This is a genomic window from Pseudomonas sp. QS1027 (genome assembly GCF_002814235.1).
GTDB lineage: Bacteria > Pseudomonadota > Gammaproteobacteria > Pseudomonadales > Pseudomonadaceae > Aquipseudomonas.
Map to the genome: position 1 here is coordinate 78175 of NZ_PHSU01000033.1, position 25281 is coordinate 103455.

Consider the following 25281-nt stretch of genomic DNA (forward strand, 5'->3'; position numbering starts at 1 on the left):
GTGTGTGGAGAGCATAGCCAATGGATCAGTTGTCGTAGCCCAGGTTCGGCGCCAGCCAGCGTTCACTGACGCTCAGCTCCTGGCCCTTGCGCGCGGTGTAGCTTTCGACCTGGTCCTTGTCGATCTTGCCGACGGCGAAGTACTGCGCCTGCGGATGGGCGAAATACCAGCCGCTGACCGCCGCCGCCGGGAACATCGCGTAGTGCTCGGTGAGGAACACGCCGCTGTCGCCGGCCTTGCCTTCGCTGGCCGCCGGGTCGAGCAGGGCGAACAGGGTGCCTTTCTCGGTGTGGTCGGGGCAGGCCGGATAACCGGGCGCCGGGCGAATACCGCTGTACTGCTCCTTGATCAGCGCGTCATTGTCCAGTTGCTCGTCCTTGGCATAACCCCAGTAGTTTTTCCGCACCTGTTGGTGCAGCCACTCGGCGCAGGCCTCGGCCAGGCGGTCGGCGAGGGCCTTGACCATGATCGAGTTGTAGTCGTCGCCCTTGTCCTGATAGGCCTTGGCGACTTCTTCGGCGCCGATCCCGGCGGTGGTGATAAAGCCGCCCACGTAGTCGGTGAGGCCGCTGTCTTTCGGCGCGACGAAGTCGGCCAGGGAGAAGTTCGGCTTGCCGTCGGTCTTGATGATCTGCTGGCGCAGGTGATGCAGCTTGGCTATTGGCTGGCCGTCGGCGCCATAGACTTCCAGGTCATCGTCCTGCACCTGGTTGGCCGGCCAGAAGCCGAACACCGCGCGGGCGCTGATCAGCTTTTCGTTGATCAGCTTGTCGAGCATTTCCCGGGCATCGGCATAGAGGGCGGTCGCGGCTTCGCCGACCACTTCGTCTTCGAGGATGCGCGGGAATTTGCCGGCCAGGTCCCAGGAGATAAAGAACGGGGTCCAGTCGATGTATTCGGCCAGGACCTTGAGGTCGATATTGTCCAGCACTTGGCTGCCGGTGAAGGTCGGTTTGACCGGCTGGTAGGTGCTCCAGTCGAACTGCGGCTTCTTGGCGATAGCCACCGGGTAGCTCAGGCGCTCGGTACGGGCACTGCGGTTGGCGGTGCGCTCGCGGACCTCGACATATTCCTCGCGGGTTTTCTGGACGAAAGCGGGCTTGAGCTCCTTGGACAGCAACTGGGTCGCCACGCCGACGGCACGGGAGGCGTCGGTGACATAGATCACCGCATCGTTGCTGTAGCGCGGTTCGATCTTCACCGCGGTGTGGGCCTTGGAGGTGGTCGCACCACCGATCATCAACGGCAGGTGGAAGTTCTGGCGCTGCATTTCCCGGGCGACATGGACCATTTCATCCAGGGACGGGGTGATCAGGCCGGACAGGCCGATGATGTCGCACTTCTGCTCCTTGGCCACCTGGAGGATCTTCTCCGCCGGGACCATCACGCCGAGGTCGACGATATCGTAGCCGTTGCAGCCCAGGACCACGCCGACGATGTTCTTGCCGATATCGTGGACGTCGCCCTTGACCGTGGCCATGAGGATCTTGCCCTTGGCTTCCGGTTTGTCGCCTTTTTCCAGTTCGATGAACGGGATCAGGTGGGCGACCGCCTGCTTCATCACCCGGGCGGATTTCACCACCTGGGGCAGGAACATTTTCCCGGCGCCGAACAGGTCGCCGACGATGTTCATGCCGGACATCAGCGGGCCTTCGATCACTTCGATCGGGCGCTTGAAGGACTGGCGCGACTCTTCGGTGTCTTCGACGATGTGGGTGGTGATGCCCTTGACCAGCGCATGTTCCAGGCGCTTGTTGACCGCCCAGCCACGCCATTCCTCGGTCTCGGCTTCCTTGACACTGCCGTCGCCCTTGTACTTGTCGGCGATGGCGAGGAGGGCGTCGGTGCCTTCCGGGGTGCGGTTGAGGACCACGTCCTCGACGGCGTCACGCAGCTCCGCGGGGATCTGGTCGTAGATTTCCAGCTGGCCGGCGTTGACGATACCCATGCTCAGGCCGTTGCGGATCGCGTACAGCAGGAACACCGAGTGGATCGCCTCGCGCACCGGGTTGTTGCCGCGGAACGAGAACGACACGTTGGAGACGCCGCCGCTGGTCAGTGCATGGGGCAGTTCGTCACGGATATAGGCGCAGGCATTGATGAAGTCGACGGCGTAGTTGTTGTGTTCCTCGATGCCGGTGGCGACGGCGAAGATGTTCGGGTCGAAGATGATGTCTTCCGGCGGGAAGCCGACTTCGTTGACCAGGATATCGTAGGAGCGTTTGCAGATTTCCTTCTTGCGCGCTTCGGTATCGGCCTGGCCGGCCTCGTCGAAGGCCATCACCACCACGGCGGCGCCGTAGCGCTTGCACAGTTTGGCGTGATGGATGAACTGCTCGACGCCTTCCTTCATGCTGATGGAGTTGACGATGCCCTTGCCCTGGATGCACTTGAGGCCGGCTTCGATCACTTCCCACTTGGAGGAGTCGATCATGATCGGCACGCGGGAGATATCAGGCTCGCCGGCGATCAGGTTGAGGAAGGTGACCATGGCCTTCTTCGAGTCGAGCATGCCCTCGTCCATGTTGATGTCGATCACCTGGGCGCCGGCTTCCACCTGCTGCAGGGCGACTTCAAGGGCTTCGGTGTAGTTGTCCTCGCGGATCAACCGGGCGAAACGCGCGGAACCGGTGATGTTGGTCCGCTCGCCGACGTTGACGAACAACGACTGGCGATCGATGGTGAACGGCTCCAGGCCGGACAGGCGGCAAGCCTTTGGAATGTCCGGGATGGCCCGTGGCGCGTAACCGGCAACGGCCTTGGCGATGGCGCCGATATGCGCCGGGGTGGTCCCGCAGCAACCGCCGACGATGTTCAGGAAACCGCTCTGGGCGAACTCCTCGATGACCTTGGCGGTTTCTTCCGGCAGTTCGTCGTACTCGCCGAATTCGTTCGGCAGGCCGGCGTTGGGGTGCGCGGAAACGTGGGTGCCGGCCTTGTTCGACAGCTCTTCCAGATAAGGGCGCAACTCACTGGCGCCGAGGGCGCAGTTCAGGCCCACCGAGATCGGCTTGGCGTGGGCCACGGAGTTCCAGAAGGCTTCGGTGGTCTGGCCGGACAGGGTCCGGCCGGAGGCATCGGTGATGGTCCCGGAGATCATGATCGGCAGTTCGAAGCCCAGCTCCTCATACACGCCTTGCACGGCGAAGATCGCCGCCTTGGCGTTGAGGGTGTCGAAGATGGTCTCGATCAGGATCAGGTCGGCGCCGCCTTCGATCAGGCCACGGGTGGCCTCGGTGTAGTTCTCCACCAGTTCGTCGAAGGTCACGTTGCGGTAGCCGGGGTTGTTCACGTCCGGCGACAGCGAGCAGGTACGGCTGGTCGGGCCGATCACGCCGGCGACGAAACGTGGCTTGTCCGGGGTCTCCAGGGTTTTGGCGTCGGCCACCTTGCGCGCCAGGCGCGCGCCTTCCACGTTCAGTTCGTAGGCCAGCCCTTCCATGCCGTAGTCGGCCTGGGACACCTGGGTGGCGTTGAAGGTGTTGGTTTCCAGGATGTCCGCGCCGGCATCCAGGTAGGCCTTCTCGATCGAGCCGATCACATCCGGACGGGTGATGACCAACAGGTCGTTGTTACCCTTTACGTCGCTGGGCCAGTCGGCGAAACGTTTGCCGCGGTAGTCCTCTTCCCCGAGCTTGTAGCTCTGGATCATGGTGCCCATGCCGCCATCAAGAATCAGGATGCGTTCTTTGAGAGCTTGCTGGAGAGCGTGTAGGCGAGCACTGCGATCGGACATGGGACTACCTGGAAAGACGGATACAGAAGAGCCGCGATAATAGCAAACCTGTGTGCTTTTATAGCCTTCCGGGTTTTCGCATGAATATCGCTCATGTTGAATGGACGATGACCCTGTAGAATCGATGCGTTTTTTTATTCTCAGGACCAGGGTCATGCCTTACCGCTTTATCAGCGCTTTCCTACTGCTAATGCTCAGCGCTGTCACTCAGGCGCAAGGTCTGGCTCCGGCGATTTCCTATACCCGCGACATTCAACCGATCTTCACCGAGAAGTGCGTGGCCTGCCATGCCTGCTACGATGCAGCTTGCCAGCTCAATCTGGGCAGTGCCGAAGGCGCGGCGCGCGGCGGCTCGAAGATCCCGGTGTACAACGGCGACCGGAGCGAGGCTTCCGAGCCCACCCGCCTGTATATCGACGGGCATACCCCGCGCCAATGGCAGCAGAAGCAGTTCTACTCCGTGCTGGATGCCCAGGGCAGCCAGGCGGCGCTGATGGCGCGCATGCTCGAACTGGGCCATCGGGCGCCGCTGACGCCCAATGCCAAGCTGCCGGAAGACATTGTGCTGGGCCTGAACCGCGAGAATATGTGCCCGATGCCCGGCGAGTTCGACGCCTATGCCGGTGCCCACCCGAAAGAGGGCATGCCCCTGGCGGTGACCGGGCTGACCGACCAGCAGTACCAGACGCTGCAGCGCTGGCTGGCCTCCGGCGCGCCGATGGACGAGCAGGCCCTGGCACCGAACGCGAAGGAATCGTGGCAGATCGCCCAATGGGAAAACCTGCTCAACGCCCCGGGGGCGCGGGAAAGCCTGGTGGCGCGCTGGCTCTATGAGCACTGGTTCCTCGCGCACATCTATTTCGACGGCGGCGAGTCGGGGCACTTCTTCCAATGGGTGCGTTCGCGCACGCCGAGCGGCCAGCCCATCGACCTGATCAACACCCGCCGGCCGAACGATGACCCGGGCGTCCAGGTGTATTACCGGTTATGGCCGGTGCAGGGCGTGATCGTGCACAAGACCCATATCACCTATGCCCTGAGCGCGGCGAAGATGGCTCGGATCAAGACCCTGTTCTACAGCGGCAACTGGCAGGTCACGGCCTTGCCGGGCTACGGCCCGCGGCGCCGGGCCAACCCGTTCGAGACCTTCGAGGCGATTCCGGCGGCGGCGCGTTATCAGTTCATGCTCGATAACGCCGAGTACTTCGTCGATACCTTTATCCGGGGGCCGGTCTGTCGCGGGCAGATTGCCACCGATGTGATTCGCGACAACTTCTGGGCGTTTTTCCAGGCGCCGGAACATGACCTGTACATCACCGACCCGAGTTATCGCGGTGCGGCGACACCGCTGCTGGCGATGCCCGGGCAGATCGACGATGTCGGCAGCGTGCTGAGCCTGTGGCTGGCCTATCGCGACAAGCGCAACGAGTATGAAGCCTTGCGCCGGGACGCCTACGCCAATGTCCGGGCGCCGAGCTGGTCGAGCCTGTGGGCCGGCAACGACAATGCGCTGCTGAGCATTTTCCGTCATTTCGACAGCGCCACGGTCAGCAAGGGCCTGATCGGTGAGGTGCCGCAGACCATGTGGCTGTTCGACTACCCGTTGCTGGAGCGCACCTATTACCAGTTGGCGGTGAATTTCGACGTGTTCGGCAATGTCTCGCACCAGGCGCAGACGCGGCTGTATTTCGACCTGATCCGCAACGGCGCCGAGCAGAATTTCCTGCGCCTGATGCCGGCGGATTCCCGCGACGCCTATCTCGACGACTGGTACCAGAACAGCGGCAAGATCAAGATGTGGCTGGACTATGAGCGTATCGACGACAGCAAGCCGAGTGCCCTGAAACTCGATGAAAAGGACCCCAAGCGCGACTTCGCCCGGCAGTTGCTGCTGCGCTATGGCGATCTCAATGCCCATCCGGACCCGATCAATCGCTGTGACGGCGCCTACTGTTCACGGCCGAATATCACCCCGGGATTGCAGGAGGCCGAACAGTCCCTGAGTCGCCTGACCTCGCGCCCGGCGGCCGGGCTCAAGGTCATCGACCAGTTGCCGGAAGCGACGATGCTGCGCATCGAGACCCGCGACGGCAAGCGCGAGATCTACAGCCTGCTGCGCAACCGTGCCCACAGCAATGTGGCCTTTATGTTGGGCGAGGCTTATCGCTATCAGCCGGGCCTGGATACCTTGACCATTTACCCGGGCGTGCTGAGCAGCTACCCGAACTTCATGTTCAATGTTCCGGCCGATCAAGTGCCGGCGTTTGTCGACGCCATGGAGCAGGCCAAGGACGCCGCCGGGTTCGAGCAGATCGTCCAGCGCTGGGGGATTCGTCGCAGTCATCCGCTGTTCTGGCAGTATTTCCATGACCTGACGACCTATCTGAAGGAAACCGACCCGGTCAACGCGGGTGTGCTGGATATGAACCGCTACGAGAACCTTTGAGGGTCGGGGTCACTGGAAATAGCGACTGGGGGATTCGCCCAGCGCGCGGCGGAATACCGTGGCAAAGGCGCTCGGACTGCTGTAGCCGAGTTCCGTGGCCACCCGCGTCACCGACTCGCCGTTGCCCAGGCGGACGATCGCCGCCAGCAGGCAGGCCTGTTGGCGCCATTCGACGAAGCTGACACCGGTGTGCTGGCGGAACAGCCGGGTGAAGGTGCGCCGGCTCATGCCTGCGTCTTGGGCCATCTCGTCGATAGCGATTTCCAGGGACGGCTGGTCCAGCAGCCGACGGCAGATCTTCGCCAGGCGCGGCTCCCTGGGGAGCGGGGCGTTCAGTGCCAGCTTGGGCATCCGGGCGATCTCGTGGAGCAACAGGCCCAGCAGGTACTCATCGCGCTCGCCGAGGGCGGTCGGGACCTGCGCCGCCTGCTCAAGCAACTGCCGCAGCAGCTCGGAAACCCCCAGTACCTGGCAGTCTTCGGCCAGCGCCAGGCGTTGCTGGGCGGTCGGTAGGACATAGGCGTTGAGCATGGTCACCGGGCCGCGCATGCACATGGCATGTGGGAGCCCGGCCGGAACCCAGATGGCGCGACCCGGCGGCACGACCCAGTCGCCCTGGTCGGTAAAGACCGTGATGACCCCGCACGCCGCATAGGCGAACTGACCGCGTTCGTGGCGATGGTGGTCGAAGCCCCGGCCGTCGGCGTAGTCGTGGCGGGTGACGACCACTTCGCATGAGGTGCTTGGATAAAAGTCGGCGGTGAAAATAGGCATGGCCCATTTTTAATTTGAATTGACCTTCAATTGCAAGCGGGCCATCACTTGCAACGGCAAAGTAATCGGGTACCGGCGAGTCGTATCGCCGGGCCTGACCCTTCGGATCTTTGCCATGCAGAAAAAACACCTGTTGCTCGCCGTGCTGGTCACGGCTGTCTGGGGCTTGAACTTCCCCATCACCAAGCTGGGCTTGAGCCATATCGACCCGCTGCTGCTGACGGCGCTGCGCTTTACCCTGGCCGCTCTGCCATGGGTGTTTTTCATTCGCCGGCCACAAGTGGCGATGTCCTGGATCGCCGCGTACGGGATGATTTTCGGGGTCGCCATGTGGGGGCTGATCAATTTCGGCATCAGCCTGGGGGTTCCCCCCGGAACGGCGGCGTTGCTGATCCAGACCAGTGCCTTCTTCACCCTGGGCTGGGGCGTGCTGCTGTTTCGCGAGTCGTTGAGCCGGCCTCAACTGCTCGGCGCGCTGCTGGCGGCCGTGGGCCTGGCCTGCGTGTTGCGCGACAACCCGGCGGGCGAGAGCCGGGCCGGGTTGCTGCTGATCGTGCTCAGCGCCGTCGCCTGGAGCCTGGGCAATGTGCTGATCAAGCTGTCCCGGGTCAAAGAGGTGTTTGCCTTCGTGGTCTGGGCCAGCCTGTTCGCGCCGCTGCCGCTGTTCCTGCTCACCTGGCTCAAGCATGGCGCGGCGCCCTTTGTCGCACTGCCGGATCAGTTGGGCCCGGGCCTGTTGTTATCCCTGGCATTCCAGGTCTACGGCGCTACACACCTGTGTTATTGGGGCTGGAATCTGCTGTTGCGCGAGTATCCGCTGTCGCGGGTAGCGCCACTGTCCCTGTTGATTCCGGTATTTGCCATCCTCGGCTCGATGCTGCTGCTCGGCGCCTGGCCGAGCCCGGCGGGCTGGATCGCCAGTGCGCTGATTTTCTCGGCATTGCTGGTGGGGGCGATCCGCTGGCGACCGCTGCTTTCCCGACAAAAATACTAGGACTTTGTCCGGCGGCCCGATTGGCGTAAACTGGCGGCAAGTCTGTGAGGAGATTCCATGAGCGCCATAACCATTACCGATGCTGCCCACGATTATCTGGCTGATCTGCTGTCGAAGCAGAACACCCCGGGGATCGGCATCCGCGTTTTCATTACCCAGCCGGGTACCCAGTACGCCGAAACCTGCATTGCCTACTGCAAGCCGGGTGAAGAAAAGCCTGAAGACACCGCGCTGGGGCTGAAAAGCTTCACCGCGTGGATCGATTCCTTCAGCGAAGCCTTCCTCGATGATGCCGTGGTCGATTACGCCACCGACCGTATGGGCGGCCAGCTGACCATCAAGGCGCCAAACGCCAAGGTGCCGATGGTCAATGCCGACAGCCCGGTCAACGAGCGTATCAACTACTACCTGCAAACCGAAATCAACCCGGGGCTGGCCAGCCACGGCGGTCAGGTCAGCCTGATCGAGGTGGTTGAAGACGGCATTGCCGTGTTGCAGTTCGGTGGCGGTTGCCAGGGCTGCGGCCAGGCCGACGTGACCTTGCGCGAAGGCATCGAGCGTACCTTGCTCGAGCGGATTCCCGAGCTCAAGGGCGTACGTGATGTCACTGACCATACGCAGAAAGAAAACGCCTACTACTGAGTTCGGTAGCAGGGCGTTCGCTGCGTCCGGTTGGATAAAAAACGGTGCCCGTGAGCACCGTTTTTTTATGGAGGCGATTCAGCGGGCTGTATTCTCCAGGTAATCACGCAAGCGCTCCTGCAGATAAGGCACACCCAGCGGGTGCTCCAGATACTCGGCAATCGACATCATTCGCCAATACTGGCCTTCGTCACCAAACCGGATCGCCTCGATTTCCTCGCGGCTCAGTTGCCCCACCAGAAACCACGAATGGGTATTGGGTTGGGTGACACTGGGATAACGCCGCGCCCATTCGATGCGCTCAGCGCCGATACGCAGGGAAAACTCCTCGTCCAGCTCCCGCAACGCGCATTCGCTCGGGGTTTCCTCGCCCTCACGACCGCCGCCGGCAAAGTCCCAGTGCCCGGGATAGGGAATGCTGTCCTTCATGTCACGCAGATAGGTCAGCAGCTCATCGCCGCAGAGCAGGGCCAGCTTGGCGCCGGAGAACAATGGTTCGGACATCGGGTTATCCCCCGGGTGATCACGGTCGATAAAGGTGGGCATGGCCGGCCCGATACAGCGAAGACTCGCTGAAGTGGTCGCTGCCCAAAACGCGTCCCACCAGGATCAAGGCCGTGCGACGAAAGCCCTTGGCTTCGACCTTGGCCAGAATATCCGCGAGCGTCCCTTGCACCCAGTCCTGATCGGGCCAGGTCGCGCGATGGATCACCGCGATCGGGCAGTCCGCGCCGTAATGCGGCAGCAGCTCTTCGATGATTTTAGCCAGGTGCTTGACCCCCAGGTGAATCGCCATGGTTGCCTGGTGCTGGGCCAGGCTGGCCAACTCTTCGCCGGCCGGCATCGCGGTCTTGTCGGCATAACGGGTCAGGATCACGCTTTGGGAAATATCCGGCAGCGTCAGCTCGGCGCCGAGCAAGGCCGCGCAGGCGGCGGTCGCGGTCACGCCGGGGACGATTTCACAGGCGATGCCCAGTTCGCGCAGGGGGCGGATCTGTTCGCCGATGGCGCCGTAGAGCGACGGATCCCCCGAATGCACCCGCGCCACATCCTGGCCCAGGGCGTCGGCGGCCTTGATCAGGTCGATGATCTGTTCCAGGTGCAATTCGGCGCTGTTGACCACCTGGCTGGCGCAGTGGCCTTGCAGGACGGCTTCAGGTACCAGGGAGCCGGCATAGATGATTACCGGGCAACTGCGGATCAGGCGTTGGCCCTTGACGGTAATGAGTTCCGGGTCGCCGGGGCCGGCGCCGATGAAATAGACGGTCATGACACTCTCTGAACGGCTGTACAAGGCCTCACATGAACAATGTTCATGCAGGAGAGGGGATTATCGAGGGTTTTGCCCGGTCCAGGCCAGTGCAAAGGTCGCCATGGGGTTCTTCTGGCGTGAAACCAGCAGATTCGCACGGGCTTGTCCCAACTGTTCGGCCAGGGCCAGCGCGGCACTTTCGGCAACGCCATGGCAGCCGGTCTGCTCGAAGGCCGGGCGGGAACGATGGCTCAGACGTGTTTCGTAAGCTGCCAACTCGGCCGCGCTGAAGAACACCAGTGGCAGGTTCAGGCGCTGTGCGAGCTCGAGCAATCCCGGCTCGGTCTTCTTTCCATCAATGCTCGCCAGTCCCTTGATCGCCTTGAGCTCGATCCCGTGGGCCTGCAACGACTGCTCCAGCAACCCCAGCAAGGTCGAGGCGCTGCAGCCCTGGCGGCAGCCGAGGCCAATCGCAAGTATCGGCGCTGTCTGGGTTTCAGTCATGAATGGGGCTCGGGGGATTGCGAAGCTCAAGTGAGTTATGGAATATATTTTTGATGTAAATCATTGGTTTATAGAATGCTTTTGATCTTGAGTCTCAGCTGATCTATGGAGAAGGGCTTGCCGATCACCTGCATGCCAGGCGCCAGCTCGATGCTTTCGGCATAGCCGCTGGCAAACAGGACCGGCAGTCCCGGGCGCAGCTGGCAGGCGACCTTGGCCAATTCGCGGCCATCCATTTCGGGCAGTCCGACATCGGTCATCAGCAGATCGATACGGGTATCGGCCTGCCTGAGAATATCCAGGGCCGTGTCGCTGCCGTCGGCCTCGAGGACATTGAACTCCAGTTCCTCCAGGACATCGACGATCAGCATGCGCACGATGGCATCGTCTTCGACGACAAGGATGGTGGAGGTGACTGCTGACATAAGGGTACATCCCGAAAAAATGGAGGGTGGATCAAGGTCGCTGAAACGCGCGGCTTCCTGCATCAGTAAGCCGCCAGGCCGGACAAGTTCCCGTGCTTGTACAAAAAAAGCCAAGTGTACAAGATGATAGGCTAAGGTCCGTCATCACGTCACGGCAGTGCGGCCTGGGAAATTGCATTCTAAGCTGTGAGAAAAAAGGCAGTCTTTTATTCGTACATACGGCAGACTCCTTGATAATCAATAACTTTAATCCGGGCCCTGAAATGAATTCGTCGTCTTCGGTGGATGAACAAAGCTTTCGCAAGTTATTGAGCCGCAACATCAGCCTGCCCTTGGGCGTCGGGGTCCTCAGCGCGATCTTTTTCGTCTCGCTGATCACCTATCTGCTGTCGGTGATCCAGTGGGTCGAGCATACCGACCGGGTGATCAACAATACCAACGATGCGATGAAACTGTCGGTGGATCTGGAAACCGGGATGCGCGGTTTCCTGATCACCGGTGACGAGCATTTCCTCGATCCCTACGAAGTCGCCAAGCCGAAGATCATTGCCGACCTGCGCGGCTTGCAGGAACTGGTGGCGGATAACCCGCAGCAAGTGGACCGCTTCAAGCGTATCGAAGCCTTGCAGGGCGCCTGGACCGAGTACGCGCAGGCGATGATCGATCTGCAGCGTGCGAGTGGCGACTACAAGGCGGCGATCAAGGCCGGACGCGGCAAGCGTCTGAGCGACGAGATTCGCAACGAATTCGAAAACGCGGTCGACATGGAGCAGCAACTGCGTCTGGCACGCAATGAAACCGTGAGTCGCACCACCGTCTGGGTCATCGGCCTCTATCTCACCTTCGTATTGGGTTTGAGTGCCTTGCTGGCCTTTATTGGTCGACGTGATCTGTTAACACTCTCAAATAGCTATGCAAAAAATTTCGCGGCACAACTCAAGAGTGCGGAGCGCCTGGAACAGCAAGCCTGGCTACGTAGCGGCCAGACTGAACTGGCCGAGCAGGTGCTTGGCCAACTGACTCTCCAATTGCTGGGGCGCAATATCCTGCAATTCTGTGCCCAGTACATGGGCGTTGCAGTGGCGGCATTGTATGTCCGCGAGGAGCATGGCGGCCTGACCCGTGTCGCCAGCTATGGTTTTTCCCGCGAGCAGGATCAGCAGGAACAGGCGATCTTCAACGATGAAGGCCTGGTCGGCCAGGCTGCGGGCCAAGGCCGCCTGATCCGCCTGGACGAAGTACCGGTGGATTACTTCAAGGTCAGCTCTGGCCTGGGCGAGGGCTCGCCACGCAGTGTGCTGGTGGTACCGACCACCAACGACGATCGGGTCAACGGGGTGATCGAGCTGGGTTTCCTGCGCCCCCTGAACGAACGTGACGTCGAACTGCTGGAACTGATCGCTGACAATATCGGCACCTCCATCGAGGCCGCGCGTTACCGCCAGCGCTTGCAGGAAGTGCTGGCCGAGACCCAGCAGCTCAACGAAGAGCTGCAGGTCCAGCAGGAAGAGCTCAAGACCGCCAACGAAGAACTGGAAGAGCAGTCCCAGGTGCTCAAGGAATCCCAGGTTCACCTGGAAAGCCAGCAGAGCGAACTCGAGCAGACCAACGAGCAGTTGGCCGAGCAGGCCCAGGCCCTGGCCGAGCAGCGTGATGCGATGGACCTCAAGAACAATCAGTTGAACCTGGCCCAGGTCCAGCTCGAGGAGCGCGCCGAGGAGCTGCAACGCTCGAGCAAGTACAAGTCCGAATTCCTTGCCAACATGTCCCACGAGCTGCGCACGCCGCTCAACAGTTCGCTGATCCTGTCCAAGCTGCTGGCGGAGAACCCCGAGGACAACCTCACGGCGGAACAGGTCAAGTTCGCCGAATCGATCTATAGCGCCGGCAACGACCTGCTCAACCTGATCAACGACATTCTCGATATCTCCAAGGTCGAGGCCGGCAAGCTGGAGGTACGCCCGGAAAACACCAGCATCGAACGCCTGGTGGAAGGGCTGCGGAACATGTTCCTGCCACTGGCCAGCGACAAACAGCTGGGGTTCGAGGTCGAGTTGCGCGGCGACCTGCCGACGACGCTGTTCACCGACCGCCAGCGTCTGGAGCAGGTGTTGAAGAACCTGTTGTCCAATGCCATCAAGTTCACCGAGACCGGCCGGGTCAGCCTGAGCGTGTCGCGCCAGCCCGGTGTCGGTATCGCCTTTGCCGTCCGCGACTCCGGCATCGGGATCGCCGCCGAACAGCACGAGAGCATTTTCGAGGCGTTTCGCCAGGCGGACGGCACCACCAACCGCCGTTATGGCGGCACCGGCCTCGGCTTGTCGATTTCCCGCGACCTGGCGGCGCTGCTCGGCGGCTCCATCAATGTGGCCAGTCAGCCCGGCCAAGGCAGCGTCTTTACCCTGGTGATGCCAGAGCGGTATGTGGAACGCCGCGACGGCGTCGGCCCCGCGCCGGTGGTGGCGCCCCCGGCACCGCTGGAGTCCCTGGACCCGCCGCGCAAGCTGCCGCCGGTGGTGGTGGAAGCGCCGATCCAGCGCTTTGCCGATGACCGTGAAAAAGGCCCGTTCACCACTCGCTGTATTCTGGTGATCGAAGATGAGCAGAAGTTTGCCCAGATTCTCTACGACCTGGCCCATGAGCTGGGCTACCAGTGCCTGGTGGCCCATGGCGCGGACGAGGGCTTTGAGCTCGCCGCCGAGTTCATTCCCGACGCGATCCTGCTGGACATGCGCCTGCCGGATCACTCCGGCCTGACGGTGTTGCAGCGCCTCAAGGAACAGGCGCCGACCCGACATATACCGGTGCATGTGATTTCCGTGGAGGACCGTGTCGAGGCCGCCATGCACATGGGCGCCATGGGCTATGCGCTCAAGCCGACCACCCGCGACGAACTCAAGGAGATCTTCACGCGCCTGGAGGCCAAGCTGACCCAGAAGCTCAAGCGCGTGCTGCTGGTGGAGGACGACGACCTGCAACGCGACAGCATCGCCCGCCTGATCGGCGACGACGATATCGAGATCACCGCCGTGGGGTTCGCCCAGGAGGCCCTCGATCTGCTGCGCACCAATGTCTTCGACTGCATGATCATCGACCTCAAGTTGCCGGACATGCTCGGCAACGAACTGCTGCGGCGCATGTCCACCGAAGACATCCGCGCCTTTCCGCCGGTGATCGTCTATACCGGGCGCAACCTGACCCGGGACGAAGAGGCCGAGCTGCACAAGTATTCGCGCTCGATCATCATCAAGGGCGCGCGTTCGCCGGAGCGCCTGCTCGATGAAGTGACACTCTTTCTGCACAAAGTCGAATCGCAGCTGTCCCATGAAAGACAGCGCATGCTCAAGACCGCCCGCAGCCGCGACAAGGTGTTCGAAGGGCGCAAGATCCTGCTGGTGGACGACGATGTGCGCAATATCTTTGCCTTGACCAGCGCGCTGGAGCACAAGGGCGCGATTGTCGAAATCGGTCGTAATGGTCGCGAGGCGATCCAGCGACTCAACGAAGTGGAGGACATCGACCTGGTGTTGATGGATGTGATGATGCCCGAGATGGATGGTTACGAAGCCACGCTGGAAATCCGCAAGGACCCGCGCTGGCGCAAGCTGCCGATCATTGCGGTCACGGCCAAGGCGATGAAGGACGACCAGGAGCGCTGCCTGCAGGCCGGCTCCAATGACTACCTGGCCAAGCCGATTGACCTGGATCGACTGTTCTCGTTGATCCGTGTGTGGCTACCGAAGATGGAACGGATCTAGTGGAGCGCAGTACCGACATCGAGTTGCGGTTGTTGATCGAGGCGATCTACCTCAAGTACAGCTACGATTTTCGCGATTACTCCGGCGCCTCGGTCAAGCGCCGGGTCCAACATGCCTTGCTCCAGCTCGATTGCGCGACCATCTCGGCACTGCAGGAGCGGGTGTTGCACGATCCGGCGGCGTTCATGCAGTTGCTCCAGTACCTGACCATTCCGGTCAGCGAGATGTTTCGCGATCCCGGCCATTTCCTCGCGATCCGCCAGGAGGTGGTGCCGCTGCTCAAGACCTATCCGTCGATCAAGATCTGGATCGCCGGGTGCAGTACCGGGGAGGAGGTGTACTCCATGGCGATCCTGTTGCGTGAAGAAGGCTTGCTCGAACGCACGATCATCTATGCAACCGACATCAACCCCCGTTCGCTGGAAAAGGCCAAGCAGGGCATCTTTACCCTGGACAATGTGCGCACCTATGCCGACAACTACCGGGCGTCTGGCGGCAAGCGCGATTTTGCCGAGTATTACAACTCGGCCTACGGCTACGCGATTTTCGACAAGACCTTACGGGAAAACGTGACCTTTGCCGATCACAGCCTGGCGACGGATAGTGTATTCTCTGAAACACAGCTTATTTCTTGTCGTAACGTATTGATTTATTTCAATAAAAAGCTTCAGGATCGAGCCTTTGGGCTGTTCCATGAGTCGTTGTGCCATCGGGGCTTCCTGGTGCTGGGCAGCAAGGAGACGCTGGATTTTTCAGCCTATGGCAAGCGGTTCGAGGCATTGGTCAAACAAGAACGGATCTACCGTAAATCATGAGCGACCCGTTACTGCAAAGCACCGACCGCCAGCGAGTCGAAGCGGTCGTGGTGGGGGCTTCGGCGGGTGGCGTCGAGGCCCTGATGACTGTGTTCGGCGCGCTGACGGCGCGCTTCAGCCTGCCGGTGGTGATCGTCCTGCATATGCCGGACGGGCACCGCAGCCAGTTGGCCGAAGTGTTCGGGCGGCGCCTGGCGTTGCCGGTGAAAGAGGCGGACGACAAGGAAAGCATTGTGCCGGGCACCCTGTACTTCGCCGCTCCCGGGTATCACCTGTCCATCGAGCAGGACCGCAGCTTTTCGTTCAGTCGCGAAGAGCGGGTGCATTATTCCCGGCCCTCGATCGATTATCTCTTTGCTTCGGCGGCGGACGCTTACGGTTCGCGACTGATGGGCATACTCTTGACCGGCGCCAATCAGGATGGCGCCGCGGGTCTGGTACAGATCCAGCGCCAGGGCGGCTTGACCGTGGTGCAGGACCCGAATGACGCCCGGGTCGCGACCATGCCCGAAGCCGCGTTGGCATTGCACCAGCCGGACTACCTTCTTTCTTTGCAGGGCATTGGCCGCCTGCTTGTCGAGCTGGAACGAATCACATGTTGAATACTATCCAGGCCAAACTGCTGATCGTTGACGATCTGCCGGAGAATCTGCTGGCGCTGGAAGCGCTGATCAAGCGCGAGGACCGCCTTGTCTACAAGGCGCTCTCGGCGGATGAGGCGCTGTCGCTGCTGCTGCAGCACGAATTCGCCATGGCCATTCTCGATGTGCAGATGCCGGGCATGGACGGTTTCCAACTGGCCGAGCTGATGCGTGGCACCGAAAAGACCAAGAATATTCCCATCGTCTTCGTCAGTGCCGCCGGCCGTGAGCGCAATTATGCCTTCAAAGGCTACGAGAGCGGGGCGGTGGACTTTTTGCACAAGCCCCTCGACACCCACGCGGTGAAGAGCAAGGTCAGCATCTTTGTCGAGCTCTACCGGCAGAGCAAGGCGATGAAGCTGCATGTCGAGGCCCTGGAGCAAAGTCGCCGCGAGCAGGAGTTACTGCTGCGCAAGCTGCAGGTGACCCAGGAAGAGTTGCAGCATGCCGTGCGCATGCGTGATGACTTCATGTCGATCGTCTCCCACGAGGTTCGCACGCCACTCAACGGGCTGATCCTGGAGACCCAGTTGCGCAAGATGCACCTGGCCCGGGACAATGCCGATGCCTTCAGCCTGGACAAGATGCGCAACATGGTCGCGCGGGACGAGCGGCAGATCCAGAGCCTGATTCGGCTGATCGAAGACATGCTCGATGTCTCGCGTATTCGCACCGGCAAGCTGTCGATCCGCCCCGTACGCCTGGACCTGGTGCACCTGGTGGCCAGGCTGCTGGAGAACTTCGCCCCGCAGGTGGCCGCGGCCGAGTCGACGATCAGCTATTCGGGCGAGACGTCACTGGAAGGCGAATGGGACGAGTTCCGCATCGAGCAGGTGATCTCCAACCTGCTGACCAACGCCTTGCGCTACGGCGCCAAAAGCCCGATCGAGGTGGGTGTGTACCGCCACGGGGACGAGGCACGGGTCGAAGTGCGTGACCGCGGCATCGGCATCAGCGAAAATGACCAGGCGCGGATTTTCCAGCAGTTCGAGCGGGTCTCCGGCAGTCATGCCGCCAGCGGGTTGGGCCTGGGCCTGTTTATTTCCGAGCAGATTGTCGCGGCCCATGGTGGTCGTATCACTGTCGAGAGTACCCTTGGCGAAGGGGCCTCGTTCTGCGTTTGCCTGCCCTTGTAGGAAAAGCCGACATCAGACGCAACCTCTGGCTGAGCCGATGGTCGTATTGGCAGCAATTTCAAGAATAAAGGCTTCCCATGAGTGAAGATGCACAAGACGTCGTATTGATCGTCGAGGACGATGCCTCGATCCTGATGGTCCTTTCGGCTTATCTCTCCAGCGAGGGCTATCGGGTACTGCAAGCGGAAAACGGCGAACAGGCGTTCTCGATCCTGGCGAGCAAACCCAACCTGGACCTGATGATCACCGATTTTCGTTTGCCCGGCGGCATTTCCGGGGTCGAGATCGCGGAGCCTGCGGTCAAGCTGCGTCCGGACCTCAAGGTGATCTTTATCAGTGGTTATCCGGCGGAAATCCGTGAGTCGAACAGCCCCATCGCCCAGAGCGCGCCGATCCTGGCCAAACCGTTCGACCTGGATGTCCTGCAGGAGCAGATCCGCAAGCTGCTGGCCTGACCCTTCCTATTCAAACACTGATCATCTCGCGAACCTTGGCCGTCAGCAGTTCGAAGGTGAAGGGCTTGGTGATCATCTGCATGCCCGGGTCGAGGAAACCGCCGCGCACCGCCGCGTGTTCGGCGTAACCGGTGATAAACAGGATCCTCAGCCCGGGCCGCAGTTGCCGGCCGATTTCCGCCAGTTGCCGGCCGTTCATCCCGGGTAGCCCGACGTCGCTGATCAACAGGTCGACCCGCTGGCCGGAGTCGAGGATCGGTATCGCGCCATTGGCGTCGCTGGCCTCGACGAAGCGGTAGCCCAGCTCACCGAGCACCTCGCTGACCAGCACTCGCACCGCCGGATCATCCTCGACGATCAGTACCGTTTCACCGTCTTCGGCGTAGGGGGCATGGGGTGAATACAGCGCTTCGTCCTGGACCACCGGCGTGCCCTGGTAGCGTGGCAGGTACAGGCTGACCGTGGTGCCCTGGCCGACGGTGCTGTCGATGGCGACATGGCCACCGGACTGTTTGCTGAAACCATAGATCATCGACAGGCCGAGGCCCGTGCCCTGGCCGATCGGCTTGGTGGTGAAAAACGGATCGAAGACCCGGTTGATGATGCTTTGTGGCACGCCGCTGCCGGTATCGCGAACCTGCAACACCACATAGTCGCCGGGCTCCAGGTTGGCCTGGGTTTCGGTAAACGCCAGGTCCAGCGCCTGGTTGAAGGTCCTGACCAGCAGGTTGCCGCCGTCCGGCATGGCGTCGCGGGCATTCAGCACCAGGTTGAGCAGGGCGCTTTCCAGCTGGTTGGGGTCGGCTTCGGCGGTCCACAGGCTTTCACCGAGGGCCATTTCCAGGCGAATGCTTTCATTGAGGCTGCGGTGCAGCAGCTCGCCCATGGAGCTCACCAGCTCGTTCATATTGACGGGCTTGGAGTCCAGCGACTGGCGCCTGGAAAAGGCCAGCAGGCGGTGGGTCAGGCCGGCGGCGCGGTTGGCCGAAGTCACGCCGAGGTCGATCAGGCTGTCCAGGTCCTCGAGGCGGCCACGGGCCAGCCGGCGCTTGAGCAACTCGAGGCTGCCGATAATGCCGGTGAGCATATTGTTGAAATCATGGGCGATGCCGCCGGTGAGTTGGCCGACGGCTTCCATTTTCTGCGACTGGCGCAACGCTTCCTCGTTGTGACGCAGTTGCGCGGTACGCTCTTCAACCTGTTGTTCGAGGGTTTCGAGGGTGTCCTTGAGGCGCAGTTCGCTTTGACTGAGGTCGAGCAGCCGGTCCCGCGCTTCATACTGGCGGCGCCGTCCGCGGATGGCGGCGGCCACCAGGCTGATCAGGGTCACCGGGTGGAATGGGCGCTCGAGAAAGGTCACATTGCCCAGCAGCGCGCCGAGCCGGGAAGAGGGTGGTTGGTCCGGCCCGCCGTGGTGGGTCAGCAGCACAATCGGCAGGTCGGACCAGGCCGGTTGTTGCCGCAAGTACGCTTGCAGGGGCCCCAGGTCCGCCTCGCGCAGGGCCTCGGCGGCGATGATGATCAAACCGGCGCCTTGCTCCAGCTCGGCACTGAGTACTCCCAGGTCCCTGGCGATGACTGCGGGAAAGCCGGCCTCGGCGAGAATCCTCAGGGCAATCTGGCTGTCGCGCCCCAGCGGCGCCAGGATAATGGCCCGTTCGGAGACCGCGTCAGGGGCACTCACGAACCCTCTTCCTTGAGCAGGGGCAGGCTTTCACCGAGGTAGGTCGGTACACCGCGCAAGACTCCCTGGAACGCCTCCAGCGGTGCACCGATGGTGATACCGCGCGCATTGATGCGGTATTCGCGGATCGTCGATTCGTGGGCCCCGGTGCGTTTCTTGATGATGGAAATAGCCCGGCGGACCTTGCCCAGTGCCTCGAAGTAACGCAACAGGATCACGGTGTCCGCCAGGTAGGTGATGTCCACCGGGGCCTGCATATCACCCACCAGCCCGTGCTGGGCGACGGTCATGAAGGTCGCCGCGCCCTGGCGATTGAGGTACAGCAGCAATTCGTGCATATGCAGGATCAGCGCATTTTCTTCCGGCATCGCGGCCTGGTAACCGTTGATGCTGTCAATCACCACGGTCTTGATCCCGCCCTGATCCACGCAGCGGCGCACCCGATGGGAGAGCTCTCCCGGCGACAGTTCGGCGGCGTCGACCTGCTCGATCAACAGGTTGCCGCCTTCTTGCAGGGCCTGGAGGTCGATGCCGATATTGCGCATGCGTTCGAACAGCAAGCCGAGTTCTTCATCGAAAATAAACAACGCGGCTTTTTCGCCACGGGCCACCGCGGCGGCGGCAAAGACCATCGCGATCAGCGATTTGCCGGTGCCGGCGGGGCCGAGGATCAGGGTGCTGGAGCCGGTTTCGATGCCGCCGCCGAGCAGTGCGTCCATCTCGGTGATGCCGCTGGTGAGTTGCTTGCGCACATAACGACCACGGTGTTCGGCCGCCACCAGGCGCGGGAAGACATGCAGGCCGTCACCCATGATGGTGAAGTCATGGAAACCGCCGCGGTATTTCTGCCCACGGTACTTCACCACCCGCACGCGACGTCGTTCGGCGCCGTAGTTGGGGGTCAGTTCCTCCAGGCGGATCACGCCATGGGCGACGCTGTGCACGGTCTTGTCGAGGGATTCGGTGGTGAGGTCGTCGAGCAGCAGGACGGTGGCGTCATAACGTACGAAGTAGTGCTTGATTGCCAGGATCTGCCGGCGATAGCGCAGTGAGCTCTGGGCCAGCAGGCGAATCTCCGACAGGCTGTCGAGGACCACGCGGGTCGGCTGGACCCGTTCCACCACTTCGAAAATCTGCTTGGTGGCTTCGCCCAGCTCCAGGTCCGAGGAGTACAGCAGGCTTTGCTGATGGTCGGCATTGAGCAGGCTTTCCGGCGGGGTCAGTTCGAACAGGTTGATGTTCTCGTCCAGTTCCCAGCCGTGGGATGCGGCGCCCTGGCGCAGTTCGCGTTCGGTTTCCGAGAGGGTGATATACAGCGAGCGTTCGCCAGCGCGGGCACCGGCGAGCAGGAAGTGCAGGGCTACAGTGGTCTTGCCGGTTCCCGGTTCTCCTTCGAGGAGAAAGACGTGGCCGCGGGACAAACCGCCGCAGAGGATATCGTCCAGCCCTTCAATACCGGTCGCCGCCTTGGGGGGAATGGGGGCAAATGATGTAGTCAAGTCCAGACCTCTTGTTCCCTAGGAGTGGTCTTGTACTGGACCTTCGGCTTTTATCGGGGTTCAAAATTATTGCTCGATTCAACCGGCTGAACACGATCTCTTCCTGCTGAATGCCATCTCCTACAGTCCTTGCTGCAACGCCGGATCATCCGGGTTCTGCTGTTCCAGCTGGGCAAGGAGGATCTGCACATTCTGCAACTGCCCGGTTTCCTTCCAGTAGTTGATCAGTAGCACCCGCGCCTTGCGGTTCGACGGCTGGCGCTGGACGATGTCCTCCAGTTGCCGCTGGGCCGCTTCGATCTGCTGCAAATCATGCAGGGTGGTGGCCAGCTTGTAGCGGTACTCGGCGTTCTCCGGTTGCAGTTCCACCGCCTTGGCCAACCCCAGCACCGCGAGCTCGGTCTGGCCGTGGCGCAATAGCCAGACCCCTAGCGCATGTTGCAGATAGGCCGATTGCGGCTGCACTTGCAATTGCTTGGCCAGCAGTTGCCTGGCCTGGTCCGGCTGGTTGCGTTTGTCGAGCAGTTCGACCTGGGCCACCAGCGCCTTGAGGTTGTCCGGTTCCAGCCGCGAAACATGCTCCAGCGCCGCCTGGGCCTTGTCCAACTGCCCCTCGTGCAAATACAACCGCGCCAGCTGGAACTGCGCCTCGGCGCTTTCCGGCTGGGCCGCCAGGGTCCGCTCATACTCGTCCACCACCTGTTGCAACGGGCCGTAATACAAGCCCTGGTCGTCTGGTGACAAACCGAGCATGGCGTTGGCGGCGGCGAAGCGCACGGATTGCTCATGATCTTCCAGCACCGGGCCGAGCAACAGGCTGCGCTGGGCCCCGGGCACCAGGCCGACAATGCTCTGGATCGCTGCTTCACGAACCACCGGCGAAGGATTCTGCAAGTCCGCATCGGCCAGCTTCAAGGCCTGGGGGCTGGGGTAGTTGGGCAATTCGGCATGCAGGGCGGCGCGGCGGGCATCCGTCAGGTCTTTTCGCGCCAGTTGCTGATAGAGCACCCGCGCCGCGCCGGGCAGGCCGTTATGCGCCTGCTTCAGCGCCTGGCCGTAATTGATATGCGGGGCCTGGGGAGCGGCAGGCTTGCCGGGCAGCCAGTGCCAGACAAGGCCGAGGGCAAGCAGGAGCAACAGGCTGGTAAGCAGGTAGCGGCGAGGCTTCGTCATGCAGTGTCCGTGAGCTGGCGAGCGTTGAATGTACCAGCTTCGGTCAGCCGCGCTCAGGAGTCAAACCCGCGCCACGGATCAGCCCGCCTCAGGTCAGCACATAGTCCACCGGTTCCAGCGCCAGCGGCAGCTCGCGGTATCCGAGGCTGGCGAGGACTTCGCGTTCAACGGTGCGCAGGATCGCGTTGCACGGCAGGTCGTTTTCATCGAAGCCGAACGGGTCTTCCAGGTCGTCGCCGATCTCGTCCAGGCCGAGGAAGGTGTAGCTGACGATGGCGGTGAACACCGGGGTCAGCCAGCCCAATGGTTCGGCCATGGCGAAGGGCAGGAGAATGCAGAACAGGTAGATGGTCCGGTGCAGCAGCAGGTTGTAGGGGAAGGGTAGCGGCGTGTGCTTGATCCGCTCGCAACTGGCCTGGACCTGGCTGAGGCTGAGCAGCAGTGCCGAGAAGACGGTGTAGCGGTACTCGCTGATCAGCCCTTGTGCCGCGAACCCCGAGCAGCGCGCGCCGATCCGTTGCAGCAACTGGTCGGTGGCATTCGGGTGCCCGGCGGTGGGCGTTTCCTGCTGCCAGGGTTCGATGGCCTGGCGTTCGTCCTCCAGGCGCAGGCGGGCAATCAGGCCGTGGGCAAAACCGCAAAGCTCGCGCAGCAGCGCGGTCCGTTGCGGCCCATCGCCGAGCACCTGGCTTTCACGAATCAACGAGCGCACGTCGATGATCAATTGCCCCAGTTGCTTGCGACCTTCCCACCAGCGGTCATAGCAGGCGTTGTTGCGGAAACTCATGAAGATCGACAGGGACAAGCCGAGCAAGGTGAAGGGCGTGGCATTGACCTTGGAGAAATAGGCCGGATGCCAGGTCTCCACCAGCACAATGACCGAGGCCAGCACGGTTACCAGCAGGCAGCGCAGGGCAATGCGCTTGGCAATCGAGCCCTTGAGGGAAAACAGGATGGCGATCAGGTTCGGCTTGGAACGGACGATCATGGCGAGGGTCTTGGGACTTGGGAACAATGACGGGACTCCACCTTAAGCTCCGCTACCCGCTGCTGTCCAATCACCCTGGCCGACAGGATGATCGAAGGGCTCTATGGCGGCACTATCCGGGCAGCATCAAGCCGTTGCCCGCCAGCGCCAGTGCCTGGCGCTGGCGAGCGAATTCCGGCATCCGTTCACCGGGGATCGCCTTGCTGAAGTACCAGCCCTGGATCACCAGTTCCGTCGACGAATGCAGGGCATCGTACTGCTCCTGGGTTTCCACGCCTTCGACAATGATCCCCAGGTTCAGGGTTTCACACAGCCGCAGCATGCCATTCAAGACCCGCGCACCCTCGGGATGGCAGTGGGCGACGACAAAACTGCGGTCGATCTTGATGCAATCGATCCTGAACTGGTGCAGGTAACTCAACGCCGAATAACCGGTGCCGAAATCATCGATGTACAGCTTGGCGCCGAAGCCGTGCAGGCGCTCGATCAGGCGGTTGATCACCTGGACATCGCCGACCAGGGCGTCCTCGGTCAGCTCGACGGAAATCATGCCCTGGGCCCGGGCGAGAATCTCCAGCAGGCGCTCGCCGTACTCCGGCACGCACAAGGTGGCGCCGGTCACGTTGATGGTCATCGGCAGTTCAAAGCCCAGCTTGCGCCAGCGTCGATATTGCTCCAGCGCCTGGGAGGCCACCCACAGGTCGACATCCGGCATCAGGTTGGCCTGGGCCAGCCACTTGAGGAATTCCCAGGGCGGCTGGGTGTTGCCGTCCTTGTCGCGGGCGCGCATCAGGGCTTCGCAACCGGTGCACAGGCCGGTGGTCTTGGAGATTTGCGGCTGGAACTCCAGGTAGAACTCGTATTCGCTGATCTGGCGGATGCGGTCCACTTCCTGGGCACGGCGGGCGTCGTTCTTGTACGAGGCCGCCACCGGGTCGAGTTCGAACAGCCGGCCCTTTTCCTCGAGGCTGCGGAAGGTGGTGTCGAAGGATTTGATATAGATGCCGTTGTCGGCGTCCTGGTGACGGTGCAGGCCAATCACGTAGGGGGCGTAGATCAGGCTGCCGATACCCAGCAGCGTCAGTTGCAGGATCACCGCGGCCCAGTCGCCGTTGGTACTCAGGTAGGCGTTGAGCAGCACCGGCGAGTTCAGCGGCATGCCGGTGACCATCGGTGCGATCCAGCCGGCCTGGGTCACCGCCACCGCGATCAGCGCATTGAGTACCGGGGCGATCAGAAAAGGGATGAACAGGCGCGGGTTGAGGATGATCGGCAGGCCGAACAGGAGGATTTCATTGACGTTGAACAACGACAGCGGCACCGCGGCCAGGGCCAGCAGGCGCAGGGAGCGGTCGCGGGTAAACAGCAGCACGGCGACGATCAGCGACAGCGAGGCGCCGGAGCCGCCGATAAAGGCGAAACAGCCCAGCAGGCCGCTGTTGAGGATATAGCGGTGGGGTTCCCCGGCGGCGAGGTTGATCTGATTGATATTCACCGCCTCGTCGAGGACGCTGAACACCGGCTGCATGGCGTGCAGGCCGTGGATGCCGAAGAACCACAGGACCGAGTTGGTGGCGCTGATCAGGGCGCCGTAGCGGTAGGGATGGTCCAGCGCCTCGCGGTCGAAGGGCACCTGCATCTGCGCGACCAGGGGGATTTCCAGCAGCAGCGACAGCACGGTGACCAGCAGGGCGGTGGCGATCAGGCCAGGGAGCACCACGTTGATACTGTCGCGGACATTGAAGCCGACCACGTTCTCCCGTACCAGCCTTGTCCAGGATTGTCGGTACAGCCAGGCCATGATCGGCACGTTGATCAGCGGCGAGGCGATGGCGATAAACAGCACCAGGGTTGCCGCGGCTCGGGGAAAATCGCTGAGCAGGTAGATGGCGATTTCCACATGGGCCAGGCAAAGGAACGCCACCGGCACCTGGGGCAGGCGATAGCGGATGGCGAGCATATAGCCGATGGAGGCGGCCACCAGCAAGGGCAGGATGGCGCTGATTTTCTCGTGCAGCCCGGCGAGGAAATTCACCCAGTCGTCGGGCAGGCCCGCCAGGCGGGCGCAGGCGGACAGGATCAGGAACGCCGTCGACACCAGCAGGCACGGCAGCAGCCACAGCAACCCTTCACGGATCGCCCGTAGCGAATCAGCCCCGGCCAGCGCGGCCAGGCGCCGGGTCAGGAACAACTGGAAGACTGATTGTGACATTGCCCAACCCCTTTAGACCTTCAGTCTTGTTGGGGCATATGGCCACTAGGCTCGGCCCCTGGACGGGAGCATATCCCGAGATGGCCTGAAAAGGCCAAGTCGTCGGAGGAAAAAGCCCCGAGGCCAAAGGCGCTCGGGGCGGGTGGG

Annotated in this window: 19 protein-coding genes; 8 read left to right on the forward strand and 11 right to left on the reverse strand. The window is 62.0% G+C overall.

Annotation, left to right across the window (positions count from 1 at the left end; translation table 11 throughout):
* Positions 1 to 25: 25 nt before the first annotated feature.
* On the reverse strand, positions 26 to 3736 hold the full coding sequence (gene metH / locus CWE01_RS27220; protein ID WP_100943652.1) for a methionine synthase: 3711 nt from the start codon (positions 3734 to 3736) through the stop codon (positions 26 to 28).
* Positions 3737 to 3890: 154 nt separating this feature from the next.
* Between metH and CWE01_RS27225 the strand changes: the two genes are divergently transcribed.
* Positions 3891 to 6182, forward strand: a complete 2292-nt coding sequence (locus CWE01_RS27225; RefSeq protein WP_100943653.1) for a fatty acid cis/trans isomerase — start codon at positions 3891 to 3893, stop codon at positions 6180 to 6182.
* A gap of 9 nt (positions 6183 to 6191) precedes the next feature.
* On the opposite strand, the gene CWE01_RS27230 is transcribed toward CWE01_RS27225, so the two are convergent.
* Positions 6192 to 6956, reverse strand: a complete 765-nt coding sequence (locus CWE01_RS27230; protein ID WP_100943654.1) for a helix-turn-helix domain-containing protein — start codon at positions 6954 to 6956, stop codon at positions 6192 to 6194.
* Between the two features lie 115 nt (positions 6957 to 7071).
* On the opposite strand from CWE01_RS27230, the gene CWE01_RS27235 reads away from it, so the two are divergent.
* On the forward strand, positions 7072 to 7950 hold the full coding sequence (locus tag CWE01_RS27235) for an EamA family transporter (protein WP_100943655.1): 879 nt from the start codon (positions 7072 to 7074) through the stop codon (positions 7948 to 7950).
* Positions 7951 to 8007: 57 nt separating this feature from the next.
* Positions 8008 to 8592, forward strand: a complete 585-nt coding sequence (nfuA, locus tag CWE01_RS27240) for a Fe-S biogenesis protein NfuA (protein ID WP_100943656.1) — start codon at positions 8008 to 8010, stop codon at positions 8590 to 8592.
* Between the two features lie 78 nt (positions 8593 to 8670).
* On the opposite strand, the gene CWE01_RS27245 is transcribed toward nfuA, so the two are convergent.
* From CWE01_RS27245 to CWE01_RS27260, 4 genes are all read right to left on the reverse strand, one after another.
* Complete coding sequence (locus tag CWE01_RS27245; protein WP_100943657.1) at positions 8671 to 9096, reverse strand: NUDIX hydrolase; 426 nt, start codon at positions 9094 to 9096, stop codon at positions 8671 to 8673.
* A gap of 19 nt (positions 9097 to 9115) precedes the next feature.
* Positions 9116 to 9862: a precorrin-4 C(11)-methyltransferase gene (cobM, locus tag CWE01_RS27250; RefSeq protein WP_100943658.1), complete on the reverse strand. Its 747-nt coding sequence runs from the start codon at positions 9860 to 9862 to the stop codon at positions 9116 to 9118.
* 60 nt (positions 9863 to 9922) lie between these two features.
* On the reverse strand, positions 9923 to 10348 hold the full coding sequence (locus CWE01_RS27255; RefSeq protein WP_100943659.1) for a cobalamin biosynthesis protein: 426 nt from the start codon (positions 10346 to 10348) through the stop codon (positions 9923 to 9925).
* Positions 10349 to 10416: 68 nt separating this feature from the next.
* Positions 10417 to 10773: a response regulator gene (locus CWE01_RS27260; protein ID WP_100943660.1), complete on the reverse strand. Its 357-nt coding sequence runs from the start codon at positions 10771 to 10773 to the stop codon at positions 10417 to 10419.
* A gap of 263 nt (positions 10774 to 11036) precedes the next feature.
* Here CWE01_RS27260 and CWE01_RS27265 point away from each other — a divergent pair, with 263 nt between their 5' ends.
* The 5 genes from CWE01_RS27265 to CWE01_RS27285 all read left to right on the forward strand — a co-directional run bounded on the left by CWE01_RS27265 (position 11037) and on the right by CWE01_RS27285 (position 17578).
* On the forward strand, positions 11037 to 14531 hold the full coding sequence (locus tag CWE01_RS27265; protein WP_100943661.1) for a response regulator: 3495 nt from the start codon (positions 11037 to 11039) through the stop codon (positions 14529 to 14531).
* Positions 14531 to 15346 carry a protein-glutamate O-methyltransferase CheR gene (locus CWE01_RS27270; RefSeq protein WP_100943662.1) on the forward strand — a complete coding sequence of 272 codons (816 nt, stop codon included), beginning with the start codon at positions 14531 to 14533 and terminating at the stop codon, positions 15344 to 15346. Before CWE01_RS27265 ends, CWE01_RS27270 begins: the two co-directional genes overlap by 1 nt.
* The gene (locus CWE01_RS27275; protein ID WP_100943663.1) at positions 15343 to 15948 is read left to right on the forward strand and encodes a chemotaxis protein CheB; all 606 of its coding nucleotides are present in this window, start codon (positions 15343 to 15345) and stop codon (positions 15946 to 15948) included. The genes CWE01_RS27270 and CWE01_RS27275 overlap by 4 nt, the downstream gene beginning before the upstream one ends.
* Positions 15942 to 17123 (forward strand): hybrid sensor histidine kinase/response regulator, encoded by a 1182-nt coding sequence (locus CWE01_RS27280; RefSeq protein ID WP_100943664.1) that lies wholly within the window; start codon positions 15942 to 15944, stop codon positions 17121 to 17123. The genes CWE01_RS27275 and CWE01_RS27280 overlap by 7 nt, the downstream gene beginning before the upstream one ends.
* Positions 17124 to 17200: 77 nt before the next feature.
* Entirely contained in the window at positions 17201 to 17578 is a 378-nt protein-coding gene (locus CWE01_RS27285; protein ID WP_100943665.1) for a response regulator, read from the forward strand.
* Positions 17579 to 17588: 10 nt separating this feature from the next.
* Here the strand turns inward: CWE01_RS27285 and CWE01_RS27290 are convergent, their stop codons facing one another.
* The 5 genes from CWE01_RS27290 to CWE01_RS27310 all read right to left on the reverse strand — a co-directional run bounded on the left by CWE01_RS27290 (position 17589) and on the right by CWE01_RS27310 (position 25134).
* Positions 17589 to 19262: an ATP-binding protein gene (locus CWE01_RS27290; RefSeq protein ID WP_100943666.1), complete on the reverse strand. Its 1674-nt coding sequence runs from the start codon at positions 19260 to 19262 to the stop codon at positions 17589 to 17591.
* Complete coding sequence (locus CWE01_RS27295; RefSeq protein ID WP_100943667.1) at positions 19259 to 20761, reverse strand: ATPase domain-containing protein; 1503 nt, start codon at positions 20759 to 20761, stop codon at positions 19259 to 19261. The genes CWE01_RS27290 and CWE01_RS27295 overlap by 4 nt, the downstream gene beginning before the upstream one ends.
* Positions 20762 to 20881: 120 nt before the next feature.
* Entirely contained in the window at positions 20882 to 21934 is a 1053-nt protein-coding gene (locus CWE01_RS27300) for a lipopolysaccharide assembly protein LapB (protein WP_100943668.1), read from the reverse strand.
* Positions 21935 to 22022: 88 nt separating this feature from the next.
* A complete protein-coding gene (locus CWE01_RS27305; protein WP_100943669.1) occupies positions 22023 to 22922 on the reverse strand; it encodes a bestrophin family protein in 900 nt (299 codons plus the stop codon).
* Between the two features lie 112 nt (positions 22923 to 23034).
* Positions 23035 to 25134, reverse strand: coding sequence for an EAL domain-containing protein (locus CWE01_RS27310; RefSeq protein ID WP_100943670.1), 2100 nt, complete (start codon positions 25132 to 25134; stop codon positions 23035 to 23037).
* Positions 25135 to 25281 lie beyond the last annotated feature (147 nt).

Bases quoted from the DNA above. Each gene is read 5' to 3' on its own strand.
- metH (WP_100943652.1), bottom strand. From the start codon at position 3,736: ATGTCCGATCGCAGTGCTCGCCTACACGCTCTCCAGCAAGCTCTCAAA.
- CWE01_RS27225 (WP_100943653.1), top strand. From the start codon at position 3,891: ATGCCTTACCGCTTTATCAGCGCTTTCCTACTGCTAATGCTCAGCGCT.
- CWE01_RS27230 (WP_100943654.1), bottom strand. From the start codon at position 6,956: ATGCCTATTTTCACCGCCGACTTTTATCCAAGCACCTCATGCGAAGTG.
- CWE01_RS27235 (WP_100943655.1), top strand. From the start codon at position 7,072: ATGCAGAAAAAACACCTGTTGCTCGCCGTGCTGGTCACGGCTGTCTGG.
- nfuA (WP_100943656.1), top strand. From the start codon at position 8,008: ATGAGCGCCATAACCATTACCGATGCTGCCCACGATTATCTGGCTGAT.
- CWE01_RS27245 (WP_100943657.1), bottom strand. From the start codon at position 9,096: ATGTCCGAACCATTGTTCTCCGGCGCCAAGCTGGCCCTGCTCTGCGGC.
- cobM (WP_100943658.1), bottom strand. From the start codon at position 9,862: ATGACCGTCTATTTCATCGGCGCCGGCCCCGGCGACCCGGAACTCATT.
- CWE01_RS27255 (WP_100943659.1), bottom strand. From the start codon at position 10,348: ATGACTGAAACCCAGACAGCGCCGATACTTGCGATTGGCCTCGGCTGC.
- CWE01_RS27260 (WP_100943660.1), bottom strand. From the start codon at position 10,773: ATGTCAGCAGTCACCTCCACCATCCTTGTCGTCGAAGACGATGCCATC.
- CWE01_RS27265 (WP_100943661.1), top strand. From the start codon at position 11,037: ATGAATTCGTCGTCTTCGGTGGATGAACAAAGCTTTCGCAAGTTATTG.
- CWE01_RS27275 (WP_100943663.1), top strand. From the start codon at position 15,343: ATGAGCGACCCGTTACTGCAAAGCACCGACCGCCAGCGAGTCGAAGCG.
- CWE01_RS27280 (WP_100943664.1), top strand. From the start codon at position 15,942: ATGTTGAATACTATCCAGGCCAAACTGCTGATCGTTGACGATCTGCCG.
- CWE01_RS27285 (WP_100943665.1), top strand. From the start codon at position 17,201: ATGAGTGAAGATGCACAAGACGTCGTATTGATCGTCGAGGACGATGCC.
- CWE01_RS27300 (WP_100943668.1), bottom strand. From the start codon at position 21,934: ATGACGAAGCCTCGCCGCTACCTGCTTACCAGCCTGTTGCTCCTGCTT.
- CWE01_RS27305 (WP_100943669.1), bottom strand. From the start codon at position 22,922: ATGATCGTCCGTTCCAAGCCGAACCTGATCGCCATCCTGTTTTCCCTC.
- CWE01_RS27310 (WP_100943670.1), bottom strand. From the start codon at position 25,134: ATGTCACAATCAGTCTTCCAGTTGTTCCTGACCCGGCGCCTGGCCGCG.